The organism is Wenyingzhuangia sp. IMCC45533 (assembly GCF_054111225.1).
In genome coordinates this window covers 2,565,238-2,582,645 of record NZ_CM134197.1, presented here as the reverse complement: position 1 = coordinate 2,582,645, position 17,408 = coordinate 2,565,238, and the positions used below count along the sequence as shown (strand labels likewise).

The window sequence follows — 17,408 nt, the reverse complement described above, 5'->3', positions numbered from 1 at the left end:
TAAAATTTAAATTACTGTTATTTAGCAGGTATCTTTTTGATATTAACAACTGTAAATTCCTTAATTTCCCACATTATTATTTTAGAATAAGACACATGGCTTTAAAAGTAGTTATTTCCCATAAAACAACATACAAGTACGATAGATCTGTTGCGTTATCGCCACATATATTTAGATTACGACCTGCTCCACATAGTAGAACTCCAATAGAGTCTTACTCTCTTAAAATTGAACCTGAAAATCATTTTTTTAATTGGCAGCAAGATCCTTTTGGAAATTACCAAGCAAGGGTAGTATTTCCAGACAAAACCAAAGAGCTTTCTATTTCAGTAGAAATCATTGCAGACTTAAAGACAATCAATCCATTTGATTTTTTTGTAGATGATAGTGCAGAAGAGTATCCTTTTCTATACAATGAAAATACAAAAAAGGAACTTTTACCCTATTTAGAAATCAATGATCATAGTGACGAAATTAAATCTTTTGTTCAAAGTTTAGACTTCACTCCCAGAAAAACTATTTACTTTTTAATTGAATTAAATCAAAAAGTTTACGAATTATTGAATTACAATATTCGTATGGAACCTGGTGTACAAACTCCTGAAGAAACCCTAACTTGTAAAACAGGGTCTTGTAGAGACTATGCTTGGTTATTGGTTCAAGCTGCTAGACATTTAGGTTTTGGAGCTAGATTTGTTTCTGGTTATATTGTTCAGCTTAAATCAGATGAAAAATCATTAGATGGTCCTTCTGGTCCTGAAGACGATTTTACGGATTTACACGCTTGGGTAGAGATATATTTACCTGGTGCAGGATGGATTGGTTTTGATGCCACCTCTGGATTATTAGCTGGTGAAGGGCACATTCCTTTAGCTTGTACCCCACATTATGAAAGTGCTGCTGCGGTTACAGGTGGAATTTTATCTAGTGAAGAAATTAAAACCGAATTTGAATTTGAAAATAGTGTAACACGTATTCTAGAATCTCCTAGAGTTACCAAACCTTATACAGAAGATCAGTGGAAAGCCATTGAAAAATTAGGTCATAAAGTTGAGAAAGATCTACAAAAGGGAGATGTTAGACTGACCATGGGTGGTGAACCTACTTTTGTGTCTATTGACGACATGGAAGCTCCAGAATGGAATACGGATGCAGATGGACCTCACAAAAGAAAGTTGGCAGACACACTTACCAAACGACTACTCAACAAGGTCGCTAAAGGAGGTATGTTACACCATGCACAAGGAAAATGGTATCCTGGAGAGCCTCTACCTAGATGGGAAATACAACTATATTGGAGAAAAGATGGTAAAACCATTTGGCACAATCAAGAGTTACTTTCTTGTTTTGCTCCCAACCCAATAGTTCCAGAAAATAGTGATCTTTTGTTCCTTCAAACTTTAAGTAAATATTTAAATGTAACTAACGAACATATTGTGCCTACTTACGAAGATGCGTTTTACATGCTTTGGGAAGAAGGAAACATACCGATGGATATTGACATTAATAAGGACAATAGTGAAGATTTGGTAAGACAGAAACTTGCTGAAATTTTAAAACAAGGAACCAACAAAGCTGTTGGGCATGTATTACCTATCAATAAATCTAAAGACAAATGGTTTACTAGTGAGTGGCAATTTAGACGTAAAAATTTATTTTTAACGCCAGGTACTTCTCCTATTGGTTTAAGATTGCCTTTAAGTTCTCTAATAGCCAAACCTGAATATGGAGTTTTTCCTGTTTACGAACCCGACCTGTTCAAAAAAAGAAAAGCATTACCTAGTTTTAAAAGACAGGTAAATGTTCGTTACAAAGACTATTGCATCAATGGTTTGGATACTGATAAACCTAAATATTTTGTGAGAACTGCTATCTGTTCAGAAATAAGAGATGGAAAACTATACTTATTTTTACCTCCTTTAGATTCTGCAGATGCTTTTTTAGATTTGATTGCTTCCATTGAAGCTACTGCTAAAGAATTGCAAATTCCTGTTATTCTAGAAGGTTATAATCCTCCTCACGATAATAGAGTAGAATCTATGAAAATTACTCCTGATCCAGGGGTGATAGAAGTAAACGTACATCCAATGAATAATTGGACAGAGTTGGTAGAAAATACACTGAGTCTGTACGATGAAGCTAAAAAATCTAGATTGGGAACAGAAAAGTTTATGCTAGATGGTAAGCACACCGGTACAGGTGGAGGAAATCACGTAACCTTAGGAGGTACAACTCCTGCTGATAGTCCTTTGTTAAGAAAACCTAGTTTACTAAGAAGTTTACTTACTTTTTGGCAACATCACCCAGGGCTTTCTTACTTATTTTCTGGAGCCTTTGTAGGTGCTACTAGTCAAGCTCCTAGGATTGATGAAGCCAGAATGGAAAATCTGTATGAGCTAGAAATTGCTTTTAGTCAAATCCCTAAAAATGGTGAAGTTCCTTTTTGGCTTACCGACAGATTGTTTAGACACTTGTTAACTGATTTAACAGGAAATACGCACAGAGCTGAATTTTGTATTGATAAATTATATTCTCCTGACTCCTCTTCTGGAAGGTTGGGAATTTTAGAATTGAGAGGTTTTGATATGCCTCCGCATCCTAAAATGAGTTTGGTTCAAATGTTACTGGTAAGGGCACTTGTGGCTTGGTTCTGGAAAAAACCTTATGAGCACGACTTAGTAAGGTGGGGTACTGAATTACACGATAAATTTTTAATAGAACATTTTGTTAGAGAAGATATTAAAGATGTTGTAAAACAATTGAACAAAGCAGGTTATAAGTTTCAAGAAGATTGGTTTGATCCGTTCTTTGAATTCAGATTCCCTTTGCACGGTATGGTAGACATCAATAGTATTCACTTAGAATTGAGAGCGGGTATAGAACCGTGGAATGTTTTAGGGGAAGAAATGACAGGAGGAGGAACGGCTAGGTATGTAGATTCTTCTTTAGAGCGTTTACAGATAAAAGTAACCAACTTTACGGCAGAACGATATGTTTTAACTTGTAATGGCGTTAAAGTTCAGTTGCGACCTACACCAATTAAGGGCGAATATGTTGCAGGAGTTCGATACAAAGCTTGGGATCCGCATTCTGCGCTTCATCCTACTATAGGGGTAGATACTCCCCTAGCCTTTGATATTGTAGATACTTGGAATAAAAAATCTATAGGAGGTTGTAAATACTTTGTAGCACATCCTGGAGGTAGATCGTATGAAACTTTCCCTGTAAATAGTTTTGAAGCAGAATCTAGAAGAATTAATCGTTTTTGGAACATCGGAGAGACACAAACTGATGTAGATAATATTGAAGAAATCACCGAAAGAGACACCACACCTCCTAAGGTTACAGTTGAGCAGCAGGGAAGTAAAAGAAAATTTAGATTTAAAACCATTCCTGTTGATTCAGAATTCCCAAATACCTTAGATTTGCGTAAAAAATAGATAACGAATGAGTATTGATTCTAACCAACTTTTTAAAGATTATATTGATGATTTAAAGGGTTATGATGAGATTGTAGAATCTGATCAAAAAATCAATAAAAATTGGGAAACACTATTTAACAACATCAATAACATTGGCCAAGAAGAACTTCACGAATTACAAAGTGAAATCAATTGGTTGATGGTAGAAAATGGTGTTACTTATAATGTATATAACGATCCTGATGGTTTGCACAGACCTTGGGAACTGAACGCTATTCCGTTTATTATTCACGAGGAGGAGTGGAATACTATTGAAAAGGGAATCCAACAAAGAGCCCATTTATTAGATCTTATTTTAAAAGATATCTACGGAGAGAGAAAATTAATTAAAGATAAAATTATCCCTCCCGAGGTCTTTTACGAGCATCGTGGTTTTTTAAGGCAATGTGACCAAATTGATTACGTCACTCCAAAAAACTTGATGATTTATTCTGCGGAAATATCTAGAGGACCCGATGGAAGAATGTGGGTGGTAAACGACCGAACACAAGCACCCTCTGGAATGGGATATGCATTAGAGAATAGATTTACGACAAGTAGGGTTGCTTCTGATTTGTTTGATGATATTAATGTTAAACAACCTTCTGCCTTTTTTAATGAGTTTAATCAAATGCTTATTGATTCGGCTCCTGACGGTGTAAAGAATCCAAATATTGTTATACTAACACCTGGACCTCATAACGAAACTTATTTTGAGCACGCTTATCTTTCTACTTTATTGGGTTACCCTTTAGTAAAAGGAAATGATTTAATTGTAAGAAATGGCTGTGTTTGGATAAAATCTTTAAAAGGATTAAAAAAGGTAGATGTCATTTTACGACGTGTAGATGATGTTTTTGTTGATCCGCTTGAATTAAGAGAAGATTCCTATTTGGGAGTTGCAGGTTTGCTAGAAGTGGTTAGAAACCAAACAGTAACTGTAATTAATCCAGTAGGTAGTGGTGTGATAGAAAATTCTGGTTTGGTACCCTTTATGAATGCCATTGCCAACTACTTTTTAAACGAAGATTTATTGCTTCCGCAAATAGCCTCTTGGTGGTGTGGACAAGAAAAAGAAAGAGACTTTGTTTTAAAAAACATCAGCAAGTTTGTAGTCAAAAGAATTGATAAATCTAATAGAGAAAGTATTTATTTCTGTGAGTTTTTAAATAGCAAAGAAATAGAAGCTCTTAAAAAAGAGATTCTTCAAAATCCTTATAGATTTGTTGCGCAAGAAAAAATTTCGTTTTCATCAGCTCCTAGCTATATTGGTAAAAAAATGGAACCCCGAAAAGTGGTTTGTAGAACATTTTCTGTAGCAAATAAAGAAGGTTACTCGGTAATGCCTGGAGGTCTGGTGAGAGTAGCCTCTGAAAGAAAAGAGTTGAGAGTTTCTAATCAAAGAGGAGGAATTAGTAAAGATTTTTGGATTATAAGTGATAACAAACAAGACAATATTCAACAATATACTTGGAGCAAATCTCATAAGTTAGAGGTTTCTGACATGAATGATTTGCCCAGTAATACTGCTGAAAACTTATTTTGGTCAGGGAGATATTTAGGTAGAGCGCTTACCACTGCTCGTTTTATTCGTACCGTGTTAAACAACATGAATAACGAAAAATACAATACTCGAAAATCCGAATCCGAAATTTTGATTTATCTATACAAGACAGTTACCAACATTACTTCTACTTTTCCTGGTTTTGTGGGTAAAGGAAGTGAAAAGACTATCAAAGATCCTTTGACAGAATTGCAATCTCTTATCCTAGACAAAAGCAGAGTAGGTAGTTTGGCACAAACGCTTCAAAGTTTTAACAATTCTTACTATACTCTAAGAAATTTATGGTCTAAAGATATGTGGCGAGTCTTTGATAGTATTAAAAAATTATGGAATAGTATTGACCCTGATAAAAAACACTCTATCAATACACTCATACGATTATTAGATAGAACCATTACCAGATTGGTGGCCTTTATGGGGCTGATAGAAGAAAGCATTATGGTAAAGCAAGGATTATTGCTTTATTTTATTGGTTTGCAAACAGAGCAAGTGACTATGAATATTGCTAAATTCAGATCTTTGATTGTATTTAACTACGAAGAGCAGTTAAATTACGAAATTTTAGAATCTTTGTTAAATAGTCACGAAAGTTTGAATATTTACAGGTATAGCTATCAATCTTATTTAAGTATTGAGAACGTGGTAGATTTAATTATTTTGGATGATGATTACGCAAAGTCACTGCATTATCAATTGTATAGAATTAAAAAAGATATTGCAAAGCTTCCCGTTCCAGAAACAACGGAAGGATACGACAAATGTCAAGAAAAAATAAAAATAGCCTGTCAAATTATCTCTTCTTTAAATAGAGAAACACTAATTGCAACCAACGAACAAGGAACCATTAGGGAAAACATGGAACAAACACTTTCTGATTTAAGTGAATTATTACACGAAACTTCTTTAGCTATTTCTAATACTTATTTTGACCATACTTATCAACAGACACAAATGGTTAAACGAAACATTGAATCTTAATGCTATACAGAGTTATACATAACACCACTTATAATTATGAAGAAGGAGTTACCTTTTGTCATAACATTGCTATTCTAAAACCTAAAAATATTTTAGGACAGGTCCTAGAAGATTATCAGTTAACTATCAATCCTGAGCCAGCAGAATTCTCTGAGAAGAAAGATTTTTTTGGAAATACTATTACTCGATTTTCTATTCAAGAACATCATAAAAAGTTAGAGGTTATTGCCACTAGCAAGGTGAATAGAGATGTGAACCAATGCCTAGATATTTATGCAGATGAGATAGCCAAGAACATTACTTTAACAGAATGCTTATCACTCTTGAAAGGGGTTGATAATGAAATATTAGATGCTAGACAATATCAACTAGAATCTGTACTCATCAACAACATCAGCTCAGAAATTAAAGAGTACGCACTCGTTTCTTTTAAACCTGATCGATCGGTATTTGAGGCTTGTTTTGAGTTAATGCAACGAATTTTTAAAGAGTTTGAATTTAACCCTAATGCAACCAATGTAGCTACCCCCATTAGCGATGTAATCAAATTAAAAAAAGGGGTTTGCCAAGATTTTGCCCAAATTGCCATTGCTTGCCTAAGGTCAGTTAATTTGCCTGCTCGTTATATTAGTGGTTATATAGAAACTTTGCCTCCCCCCGGAAAAGAAAAACTAATAGGAACAGATGCATCTCATGCATGGTTCTCTGTTTATATTCCTAATTTTGGGTGGGTTGATTTTGACCCTACGAATAACCAGATCCCAAAAAACCAACACATTGTTGTCGCTTGGGGTAGAGATTATTACGATGTAGCTCCTTTAAAAGGGGTTTTATACAGTAGTGGTTTAAGTACCTTAAAAGTGTCCGTAGATATTAGACCTGTAGATGGCTACCCTCCTATTGATGACGTTAAAAACCAACAACAGCAACAACAGCAATAATTGTAGTCTTACTTTTTTATGGATTTATTGGAATTAAAACAATTTTTAGACAGCAAAGTTCATCAGTATAACAATAAAGATTTTATTGACTCTGACCCAGTACAAATCCCTCATTTGTTCTCAAAAAAAGAAGATATTGAAATTGCTGGATTTCTTGCTGCTACCATTTCTTGGGGCAAAAGACCTATGATTATTAAAAATTGTTTAAAAATGATGGAAGCCATGGGAAATACACCTTATGACTTTGTGATGAATCATTCTCAAACAGATTTAGAAAAACTACAAGATTTTAAGCATCGCACTTTTAATGGGATTGATTTTGAATATTTTATCAAATCTTTGAAAAACATTTACGAAAATCATCAAGGACTAGAGCATGTTTTTTGCAGTAATGTTCAAAATAATTCTATGCAACCTGCCATACACGAATTTAAAAAAGTGTTTTTTGAGATTCAGCACCCATCAAGAACAACAAAACATGTATCGGACCCCAAAAAAGGTTCGTCTGCCAAACGAATTAATATGTTTTTAAGGTGGATGGTTAGACAGGATCAGTTTGGGGTAGATTTGGGTATATGGAATAGTATTTCGCCCTCGTTCCTCTCTTGTCCTTTAGATGTACACACTGGTAACGTAGGAAGAAAATTAGGATTTATTACACGTAAACAAAATGATGCGAAAGCCTTGGCTGAGTTGGATACTCATTTGAGAAAACTGGACGCTAAGGACCCCGTTAAATACGACTTTGCGCTATTCGGTTTGGGTGTTTTTGAACAATTTTAGCATAAAAAACCCCTGAAAGCACTTATCTTTCAAGGGTTTAAACTAAACTTAAACTAAACTATAAATATAAAATGCTACTTATGCAGCCTCTATTTCTACTACTCTTTTTTTATGTTTGATTTTCAAGTATTGACTTGGAGAAATATTAAATCTCTTTTTAAATATTTTGGAAAAATAGCTTCTACTACTAAAACCTACGGTATACACCACTTGAGATACGTTGCAGTCATTATTATCCATTAAATCCTTAGCTTTTTCCAATCTGCTATATCTAATGTATTCTGTTACTGTTTTGTTATATAACAGCTTAAATCCTTCTTGTAACTTAGCCTGTGTAATACCCAACTCATCAGATATTGAATCTAACGTATAATGAAAATCTGGATTTTTCTTGATTTTATTAGCGTAATTTTTAATCGCACATATTTCTCTTTTAATCAAAGACGTTTCCACAGCTTTTCCATTTACTTGCTTGTTATGTATCAATATATGATTGAATAAAACATCATATACTTTACTTTCTAACATCATAACACCTAAAATTCCTTTTTTATTAATTTTGTAAATGGTGTTTATTTTATCTGCAAAGCTCAAATTGTAAGTACCATAAAACGCAAACTCTTTACTTCGCTTTGTATCATAAAAAACGCTATGTAGTTCTTTATTAACTGACTCTAGAGAGTACTCTGTACTGTTTAAAAACTTTTCTCTTTCTATTTGAATCACATTCAACTTAACGTGGCTTCCTTTTTTAAAAACCATTTTTACTTGACCTCCTTTTTTACCTGAAGATATTAAGTTTTGGTATTGTTCTATTGTATTTTTTTGTTTGCTTTTGGCAAAGTAGTGTTGATAGCTACCTTTTACACAATATGTAAATTCAATAGGATTGTAATTTGAAGTGTCGTTGGTTAGCTTAACATCATTATAAAAAACAATATCATAGTCCAACAAGGTTAAACCTCTATTAAAATCCGAAAACTTTATGTCTCCTTTCGCAAAATCATTATTTACTGATAATTTGTGTTCTCTTTTATTTTGCAACAAATCTCCACCGATACAATTTTGTAACTGTTTTAAATACTCTGAGGCATTTTTGGCATTTGTATTTATATTGGTCATAGCTGTGTTGTTTAATTGTTTTTACATCAGCTAAATTACAGTATAACTATCTTTGAAATATTGAGCCTAATCAATTTTGGATTTGTTGGTTGTCAACAGTTCATCAAACTCCACAGAATCATCTACTTGATTTTTAAAAGCTTGAATCCACGCATTTTTAAAGATATTTCCTACAGTTTTCCAGATATCGGGTCCAACGCTGTTAAGGTCACCTTCTAATGGAATTTTAGTTGCTACGGTATCTTTCTTTTGATTTTTGATAGCAAACTTAAAAAATGAGACTACAGACTCCCATAATACGTCTAAAAAGGAATCTTCACTATTAATGAGTTGCGTATCCTTTAACAAAGGTTTTACGTAACCCTTTAAATAGCCTTTTGCAATAGCTACTTCGCTAAATACATTCAAGCTCCCTTTTTCAAAGTCAATTTTTGCATAGTGACGTGTTAAATCATTTAACGCAGTCATATCTACATCCTCTAAGGATAAACTCAAATCTAAATCCGGAATCTGTTTCACCAAATCTAACTTTCCATCAATGGCCAAATTCCCGCCACCAATTGCTTTGGCTGTAAAGTTCATTGTAGAAGGTAATTCTCCTTCCTTGCTATATACATTTCTCAAATTGGTTACTTCTCCGCTTAAGTCTGTTAATTTTAGGTCAATATCTGGATTAGCACTTAGCTGCATGAACGAAAATGTCCCCTGATCTATTTTCAGTCGGTTGATATCTAGAGGTACTATTTTAGTTAAGGCTTCCGTCCAATCGTTCACTTCAGTAGAATCTTTTTTGGGAGTTTTTTGATCTTCTAGTACATAGTTTATTTTGGGTTGATACATTTCTATTTCACTTACTATGCTCCCTTTGAATAGCGCTTTCCATTGAACAGAAATGTCGGTTTGTTTAAAATCTAAAAAAGGAATTTCGCTATCAGCTTTTACTATTTTTAAATTTAAGTCATTAATTACATAAGCTCCCCTGTAGAGATCTATTTCAATATCCTTTACACTACCTGTGTGGCCTGGAATGTCATTTTTTAATGTTTTGTTTAAATAATCTTTAACTATATAAGGTAATGCTATTCTGATTCCGATGAGTATCACGACTACTATAGATAGCCCTATTATTATAGACTTACGACTTTTCGATTTTTTCATGTGTATAAATTTGAATAGTCTAAATCTAATCAGAATGCCTTATACCTATGTATGTAATCCACTTAAATATGAACTCAAATCAAAAAAACGATAAGAGTTAACTCTTATTCCATTTGAGTTCATTTGATACGTTCTATCAAGTTAACTTTGAAGTATTGAAAGTGTAGAATTATAAATAGTTCTATAATTTATTAACTCTAAAACAAAAAATTATGTTAAGATGGACAATTAGTTTCCTTGTGATTGCTTTAATTGCGGGAGTATTAGGATTTACAGGAGTTGCAGCTGGAGCTGCTAGTATCGCAAAAATATTATTTATATTATTTATTGTATTATTTGTGATATCATTATTAATGGGAAGAAAAACAGTATAAATTAGAAAACTATGAAAAACACATTACATTTGATTGCTGCTATATTTTTTGTTGGTTTTATAGCAACTAGCTGTAAAGAAAAAACCACTAAAGAAACGGTAAAGGTTATAGAAACTGAAAAAGCTTCGCCAAGCACAGAGGACAAGGGCAACTACTTAAAAGTTGACCAAGACGGAAAAGTTGAGATGAAAATCGAAACTGAATAATTTTATATCACAAAAGAGAATAGCTCGTTGAATCGTTATTCTCTTTTTTATTTTAACCCTACAATTGATGAAGTCGAATTTAAAGAAAGTACAGAAAACGCTTACAGAAACCTATCAAAATTGGATTGGTAATGATCCTTTTCAAATGAGTGCTGCGGTTAGTTATTATGCTTTATTTTCGTTTCCTGCTTTACTTATCATTATTATTCACTCTATTGGTTTTTTTTACAGTAGACAAGAGGTTGAATCAAAAATTATTACTGAAATTTCTGACGTAATGGGTAGTGACACTGCCAGCTTAGTAAGAAATATACTGAGTAATTCATACGATTTAGAACAATCTAAAATAGCGCTTTATGTGGGTGTTGCCACTCTTATATATGGTGCAACGGGATTGTTTATAGCATTACAAAAAGCATTAAATAAAATTTGGGGAATTCCTGAAGATTCAAAGCAAGGCTTTTTTAAAATTGTAAAAAACAGGCTGTTTTCACTTGGGCTAATTTTAATTATTGGTTTTTTGTTACTCACCTCTCTTGTACTTACTTCTGTAATTAATGCGTTAACTAGTTGGATTAGCACATTCTTCCCATATGTGGTTGTAATGGTTTTTCAAATTATAAATTTTGTGGTTCCGCTAATATTAATTACCGTTTTATTTGCTCTTATTTTTAAGATTTTACCAGAAGCCGTTATTAGATGGAAAGATGTGTGGTTAGGTGCTTTTGTAACAAGTTTACTTTTTAGTATTGGTGAAATTGCTCTTGGAATTTACTTTGGAAAGACAAATCCAGAATCTACTTTTGGAGCAGCGGGTTCTGTAATTTTAATACTACTATGGGTTTCTTATTCTAGCTTAATTCTATTTTTTGGGGCAGAATTTACCAAAGTTTATGCTTCTAATTACGGTAAGGGAATTTTAAACAGAAAAAAGTATCGCTAGTATAATTTAATTTACTGCTTTCTCTTTTTTAAATATTTATAAATCTACTCATTTAAGTAAGTACTAGATTCTCTGAAAATCTAATCTACTCAATGCCTTCCATTCTTTAGCATCAAAAAATAGCTACAAAACGTTATTTACCTATTACTTGAAACCTCCTATATACAATTCCAACAATTTCACGCTAAACAATAAGTCATATTTAGCTCTTGCCAATTCTGTCTGACTATTTTGATAAGCTACCTTTGTTTGCGTAAATTCATAAGTATTAATAACTCCCACATCAAACTTAATTTGTTGATATTCAAAAGCTTGTTTTTGAGCCAAAACGGTTTGCTGATTTGCTTGATAGGTTTTATAACTTCCTTGAGCATTTAAGTAGACTTGACTAATATCTTGAATCAATTTTTGTCTAGTTTGAGCCAGTTGATTTTTGCTTTTGAGTACATTTATTTTACTTCTTGCAACTTCATTTTTCACCCTATTTCCATTAAAGATTGGAATAATAATATCAATACCAACAGAAACACCCCTGTTATTCTCCAATTGATCTGTAAAACTATTTTGTGAGGTATTAATTTCGCTAGTGTTCAAATTTACAAAGCCAGAAACTGCTGGCAAGTAATCTCCTTTAGCCACTTCAACAGCCTTGTTACTGATCTCTACATTTTTCTCAAACAATTTAATTTCATTTCTGTTAAACAGTGCTTGTTTCACAATACTATCCACTGACTTTTTCAACATCTCTATTTCATAAATATCAATGTATTCCGTTGTAATTACCAAATTTTCTTTAAAATCTAAATTCAACAATCTTTTTAAACCCAGTTTTGCTATTGAATAACTGTTCTCTGCCTCAACTATATTTTGAACATCACTCGCAGCATTGGCTTTTAACTGCAACAAATCGCCTTTAGGCAAACTCCCTGCATTTACCAATTCCTCAGAGCGTTTTAATTGCTCTAGAGTTAAATTATACTGTTCTTTTAATATGTTTATATTTTCTTTTTGTAATAGGACTTGTAAATAGCTATTAGCAATATTTAAACTTATATCATCTTTAATTTTATCTAATTTATATTGTGCAGCTAGTTCTCTTAACTTTGATTGTTGTAAAGTGTGGTAATTCTTTAGTCCATTATAAATAGGAATATTAGATGATAAATTAAAAATTGAAATTCTATTCCTTTGATTTACAACGTTACCTGTAATAGGGTTTTCGCTCAATCCACTATTCCATGTATTTCTAACACCCCCATTTAAATTAGGTAGAAATGTACCTTTGGCATTACTCGTATTAATTTTCGATTCTTCTACGTTTAACTCTTGCTCTTTTACTTCCAAGTTGTTAGAAAAAGCATACTGAACACAATCTTTTAAACTCCATTTTTTTGTTTGAGATGTACCATTGCTCACAAACCCCGTCAAGAAGAAAATCACTAAAAACAAAGTTCTCTTTTTCATGCTGTTTTTTATTTTAAGAAAGGAAGACTGAAGATTAGTCATTTTACTAATGATGTAAAAGTTTTATTGACATCAATTTATCTTTTCAATCGCTTTTTTTTCTTCTTCTTTTTTCTTTTAGTAGAAGATTCTTGCACAGGCTTCTCTTTTTTAAATTCAAACCTACTAGAACCCTGTTGGAATAAAATGGTTTCTTCTTTCAGTAAAAACTTCATTTGAATTTTAGCCTCATCAAACTTAAACATATCATTAGCGTAAGCATCCAGTTTAAACCTTGCTTGCCCTGTGGCTTGTGCATACAATTGGTTATTTTGTGTTGTGATTGCAATTTTAAGAGGAAATGTTTCGTTGGCATAAACTCCCAAATATCGTTCTGGGTTCTCCACGCGTGCTAGCAATCCTTTTTTTGTGCTCTTTACAATGGGTTTTTCTGTAGCAGCTCTGTATAAATTGAGCATAATCGGATTATCTGACGTGCTGATATAATTAAACAGAGTACATAATACTATGTTTTCTTCAGGAAGAATTAATAAATTGGATTTGAATCCATCTATTAAACCGTTATGGCCGTAAGCCACAGAATTGCCAAACGGAATGCTAAACATCCCTAAGCCATATCCTTTTTTGGCAGGCTTCATCAACGTTAAACTTTCTTTGCTAATTAACTCTCCATTAAATAAAGCAATCATAAAATTTGTTAAATCACTGGTATTAGATACCAAAGAACCTGCACCTCTAGATACTGATGGGCGAGTCTCAGGCTGCTTTAACCAATTGTCTATATATTTAAAGGAGTGAGCTTCGTTATTCTCTAAATCTATATCCTTTCCGTAAAATGTGTTTTTAAGACTTAATGGACTTGTAATTTTATTCTTCAAAATAGCACTATAAGACTTTCGATAAACTTCTTCTAAAATAAAGGATAACAGAATATAATTTGCATTGCAGTACCGATACTTTTGACTTAGAGTTACTTCTTTTCCATTTTCAATAATAATGTCAAGTAAGTTTTTTTTAGTTTGCTCTTTATATAATAATGATTTGTCTATTGGCTTTTTAGCAAAATCTACCAACCCAGAAGTATGGTTTAGCAAACTTTTTAAGGTAATTTGATTAGAATGCGGAACCTCTGGATAATACTTTGATAAATAATCATCCAAAGACAATAAACCCTCTTCTTGAGCTTTTAAAATTAAGGTGGCCGTAAAGGTCTTAGAAATTGAACCGATTCTAAACTTGGTATCTTTATTTAACTCTTGTCTGTTGGCAGGATCTGCAAAACCAATGGGCATATTGTAAACCATTTCTCTGTCTTTATAAATAGAAAAATTACCCATTAGCTTATGCTTATCTTCTAAGTCGTATAAGTAAGTATTTAATTCAGGATACTTTAATTTTTGACTGTGTAGTAGATTTATTCCCAATAAAATTAGTAGTCCAATTTTTTTGATCATTTTGGTGGTAGTTGGTGTTATTGATAGTGGAGTCTCAGAATCCTAAAAATAACATTTTTTCTATGCAAAACTGAAAACTTATTTTGATTTATTTAAAAGATGACTTAAACAAATTCCTTCTTCTTGGTAACAGACTATATATATAATTTTGTAAACTCAAATTCATAGTTAATATTTTAGTAACCTTAATCTTTGTGATATGAAAAAATACGGCCTTGCTCAGAGGTTTTTTGTTTAAGCAAATCCACCTTTAACTCCCTTAAATCAGCTACTCCATTTCCAAAAGCATTGATATCTAAAAATGGTAACGTCAACTCTTTACTATTAACATTTGCTTTTGAGTAATTTCCCACTGATACAAATAAAGAATCTACATCTTTTGTATTAATTTTTAAATCTGCCGAGTAATTAGCCTCTATTTTTAAAAAATTTCTATCACGAGCAAAAATTTTAGCGTCGGCATTTTTAATAGATACATATTCCAACTTATTATTATTAATTTGTATTCTGTGGCCAGTATACTTCTTTAAGTTGTGTTCTCTTAACTCTTGATTGTATGAAATGTACAATGTATCATTTTTAATATACTTCTTAAAATTATTCTGCTCAGAATGTTTATAAAGAGTTTTTGATATATTTGATTTTGTTCTAACAGCGACTCTAGCAACATTCATTCCGTCTAAAACTAGATATTTGTAATGAGTTAAATCACTAATCATTTTATCTTCTCTATCACCGTTGATACTGTAGTTTTTATATTTTTTATAGATAAAGTATTTATCTATTGTAATTCCTGCAATTACAAATAATAAGCAAATTGATAAAATTTTATAACTCGTTTTCATGCTTTTTTTGATTTAAATATTGTTGATATCCTTTTTGTAAGTCCTCCAAATGAACGTTCAGCAAATCCATATTTTTAAAGACTTGCGGTAGTACCTCTTCTATAAATTCCTGCTTTCTTAATTGGATTACTTTTTCGTACGCGTTTTGATGAGTGAAATATCCCAAACCTCTTTTGGTATATATAATTTGGTGTTGCTGCAACCACTCGTAGGAGCGTTGTACCGTGTTAGGATTTACTTCTAACTCTACAGCTATTTGCCTTATACTTGAAATTTTAGTGTTATTTTCAAACACTTTAGTAAGTATCTTATCACAAACACTGTCCGCTATTTGTAGGTAAATTGCCTTGTTGTTATTAAACTCTAGACTCATACTTCTTTTTCTTTTAGTTTAAAATAAAAAGCCACTAACAGCATCAATAAAATAGGAAGTAGATAATAAATAAGTATAGTATCTAGCTTTAAGTCATTAGATAATCTTGTTAAGTAATTTTCACTTTGATAGGTTTTTAACCAAACTTTTTGAAAAGGAAGAGAAAAGAACATATTGGGCTTGGTGTTACTACCGAAAAATAAAAAGTTTAAACACGATGGAAAAACAAACACAAAAAGTGTAAAAAGAAAGCCAAACAAACGAATTTTCCATTTATTTTTAACATCCATATATACCAAAGACTCTAGGAGAAAGGAAATGTAAATAATAGTTGGTGTAAAAATTGTTTCGGCACTAAAGACATTAAAAGGTTCTGGTACTCTATTTCTCCAAGGGACTTCTTGATTCCAAAATTCTTGCATGCCATAAGTTGGTAATAGATTTGTTACGTAAATAAAATCTACCAATTTAAATATAATAGTACAGGCCACTAGATTCAGAAAAATAAAAAAAATAAAACTCAAAAACTTTTCAAAAACTGATGCGGGAATCAGTAGATAATGTGACCATCTATTCTTTAGTTTAAAAGTATTGGTAAACGATTTAAGAAATACCATCGTATTAAGAAGGGTAAAGATGAGAAATAATAAATATCTAGATTGATAATATTTAGAATTATGTTCTATGAATACAAAAATGATACAAAATAAAACTAAGGTTGTAAATCCTAAAAAGGCTACGTAAGAACTTCCTTTTTCTTTTATGTAAAAAAGGTTTAAGGTTTTAAATCTGGAAAAATTGAATATTGGATTCATGATAAGGAAAGTTTAGGATTTGAAAATAGATCTTTAAAGTCATTAGGATAATCTAATACCGAATTGATAAGTAATTCTAGCTGAACTAAAGTATCTGCATCCTCTATATTTTCTTCTAAAACTAAATAGCCTCCTGCGCTTGCGCTATAACCTAAGCATTTTTTAGTAGGTTTATTTGGAGAAAAAGTACATTTTATTTTTCTTGAGATTTCGTGAAATGAACTATTGAGTATAAATTCAGTATGATCTAAGACTAGCAAATGATCCAAAATGTTTTCTAAATCTTTTGCTTGATGCGTGGTTATAAAAATAGTTTTTTCATCAGTTATCGCAGAAGCAATCATTTTTTTAAATTGATTTTTAGAAGGAACATCTAATCCGTTGGTAGGTTCGTCTAGTATTAAAAACTTAGTGTTGCAAGCCAACGCAAAAGATATCATCATCTTTTTTTGCTGACCAAAAGAAAGTTTGTGTGGTTCGTCGTCAAAAGATACTTCAAACCGAGACAAGTAATCTTCAAAATCATCTTGTAAAAAATTAGGATAATAGGATGAAAATAATGCTACGAAATGTTTGATTGAAAGTTTTGGTAGTTCAAATTCTTCAGGCAGATAATATATAGAACTTAGAAACTCTGGTGTTCGCTCCTTGGGAACAAATTTGTTGATTTGAACTTGTCCCTCTTTAGGGAAAACCAAACCAACCATAGCTTTTACAAAAGTTGTTTTCCCAGATCCATTTTTTCCAAACAAGCCATATACCTTGCCTGATTCCAAATTTAGATTGATGTTTTTCAATAAATCTTTTTTTGGGTGATAGTAAAAATTAAAATTTTGAAATTGTATCATATTTTTTAGTGTATTAGTTATCTAGTACACTACAAATATATATTATTTTGTTTTTAAATTCCAAAGGATTTATCAAATA

At 32.0% G+C, this 17,408-nt stretch carries 15 protein-coding genes; 7 read left to right on the top strand and 8 right to left on the bottom strand.

Annotation, left to right across the window (positions count from 1 at the left end):
- The first annotated feature begins 95 nt into the window (after window positions 1-95).
- Genes ACXGQW_RS11515 through ACXGQW_RS11500 form a run of 4 tightly spaced genes read left to right on the top strand, consistent with a single transcriptional unit; the run spans window position 96 to window position 7,727 of the window.
- Window positions 96-3,440 (top strand): transglutaminase family protein, encoded by a 3,345-nt coding sequence (locus ACXGQW_RS11515; protein WP_457822966.1) that lies wholly within the window; start codon window positions 96-98, stop codon window positions 3,438-3,440.
- 7 nt (window positions 3,441-3,447) lie between these two features.
- Window positions 3,448-6,003: a circularly permuted type 2 ATP-grasp protein gene (locus tag ACXGQW_RS11510; RefSeq protein WP_457822965.1), complete on the top strand. Its 2,556-nt coding sequence runs from the start codon at window positions 3,448-3,450 to the stop codon at window positions 6,001-6,003.
- Entirely contained in the window at window positions 6,003-6,944 is a 942-nt protein-coding gene (locus tag ACXGQW_RS11505; RefSeq protein ID WP_457822964.1) for a transglutaminase family protein, read from the top strand. The genes ACXGQW_RS11510 and ACXGQW_RS11505 overlap by 1 nt, the downstream gene beginning before the upstream one ends.
- Window positions 6,945-6,962: 18 nt before the next feature.
- Entirely contained in the window at window positions 6,963-7,727 is a 765-nt protein-coding gene (locus ACXGQW_RS11500) for a TIGR02757 family protein (protein ID WP_457822963.1), read from the top strand.
- Window positions 7,728-7,805: 78 nt separating this feature from the next.
- On the opposite strand, the gene ACXGQW_RS11495 is transcribed toward ACXGQW_RS11500, so the two are convergent.
- Together ACXGQW_RS11495 and ACXGQW_RS11490 are read right to left on the bottom strand one after the other, a co-directional pair.
- On the bottom strand, window positions 7,806-8,849 hold the full coding sequence (locus ACXGQW_RS11495; protein ID WP_457822962.1) for a helix-turn-helix domain-containing protein: 1,044 nt from the start codon (window positions 8,847-8,849) through the stop codon (window positions 7,806-7,808).
- 66 nt (window positions 8,850-8,915) lie between these two features.
- Complete coding sequence (locus tag ACXGQW_RS11490; RefSeq protein WP_457822961.1) at window positions 8,916-10,007, bottom strand: DUF748 domain-containing protein; 1,092 nt, start codon at window positions 10,005-10,007, stop codon at window positions 8,916-8,918.
- 212 nt (window positions 10,008-10,219) lie between these two features.
- On the opposite strand from ACXGQW_RS11490, the gene ACXGQW_RS11485 reads away from it, so the two are divergent.
- The 3 genes from ACXGQW_RS11485 to ACXGQW_RS11475 all read left to right on the top strand — a co-directional run bounded on the left by ACXGQW_RS11485 (window position 10,220) and on the right by ACXGQW_RS11475 (window position 11,530).
- Window positions 10,220-10,381 (top strand): DUF1328 domain-containing protein, encoded by a 162-nt coding sequence (locus tag ACXGQW_RS11485; RefSeq protein WP_457822960.1) that lies wholly within the window; start codon window positions 10,220-10,222, stop codon window positions 10,379-10,381.
- Window positions 10,382-10,392: 11 nt separating this feature from the next.
- Window positions 10,393-10,587 (top strand): hypothetical protein, encoded by a 195-nt coding sequence (locus ACXGQW_RS11480; RefSeq protein WP_457822959.1) that lies wholly within the window; start codon window positions 10,393-10,395, stop codon window positions 10,585-10,587.
- Between the two features lie 67 nt (window positions 10,588-10,654).
- A complete protein-coding gene (locus ACXGQW_RS11475; RefSeq protein ID WP_457822958.1) occupies window positions 10,655-11,530 on the top strand; it encodes a YihY/virulence factor BrkB family protein in 876 nt (291 codons plus the stop codon).
- Between the two features lie 144 nt (window positions 11,531-11,674).
- On the opposite strand, the gene ACXGQW_RS11470 is transcribed toward ACXGQW_RS11475, so the two are convergent.
- From ACXGQW_RS11470 to ACXGQW_RS11445, 6 genes are all read right to left on the bottom strand, one after another.
- The gene (locus ACXGQW_RS11470) at window positions 11,675-12,994 is read right to left on the bottom strand and encodes a TolC family protein (protein WP_457822957.1); all 1,320 of its coding nucleotides are present in this window, start codon (window positions 12,992-12,994) and stop codon (window positions 11,675-11,677) included.
- 77 nt (window positions 12,995-13,071) lie between these two features.
- A complete protein-coding gene (locus tag ACXGQW_RS11465; protein WP_457822956.1) occupies window positions 13,072-14,448 on the bottom strand; it encodes a serine hydrolase domain-containing protein in 1,377 nt (458 codons plus the stop codon).
- A gap of 185 nt (window positions 14,449-14,633) precedes the next feature.
- On the bottom strand, window positions 14,634-15,293 hold the full coding sequence (locus tag ACXGQW_RS11460; protein WP_457822955.1) for a hypothetical protein: 660 nt from the start codon (window positions 15,291-15,293) through the stop codon (window positions 14,634-14,636).
- Window positions 15,277-15,666 (bottom strand): GntR family transcriptional regulator, encoded by a 390-nt coding sequence (locus ACXGQW_RS11455; protein ID WP_457822954.1) that lies wholly within the window; start codon window positions 15,664-15,666, stop codon window positions 15,277-15,279. The genes ACXGQW_RS11460 and ACXGQW_RS11455 overlap by 17 nt, the downstream gene beginning before the upstream one ends.
- Entirely contained in the window at window positions 15,663-16,481 is an 819-nt protein-coding gene (locus ACXGQW_RS11450; protein ID WP_457822953.1) for a hypothetical protein, read from the bottom strand. Before ACXGQW_RS11450 ends, ACXGQW_RS11455 begins: the two co-directional genes overlap by 4 nt.
- On the bottom strand, window positions 16,478-17,329 hold the full coding sequence (locus tag ACXGQW_RS11445) for an ABC transporter ATP-binding protein (protein ID WP_457822952.1): 852 nt from the start codon (window positions 17,327-17,329) through the stop codon (window positions 16,478-16,480). The genes ACXGQW_RS11450 and ACXGQW_RS11445 overlap by 4 nt, the downstream gene beginning before the upstream one ends.
- Between the last annotated feature and the right edge of the window lie 79 nt (window positions 17,330-17,408).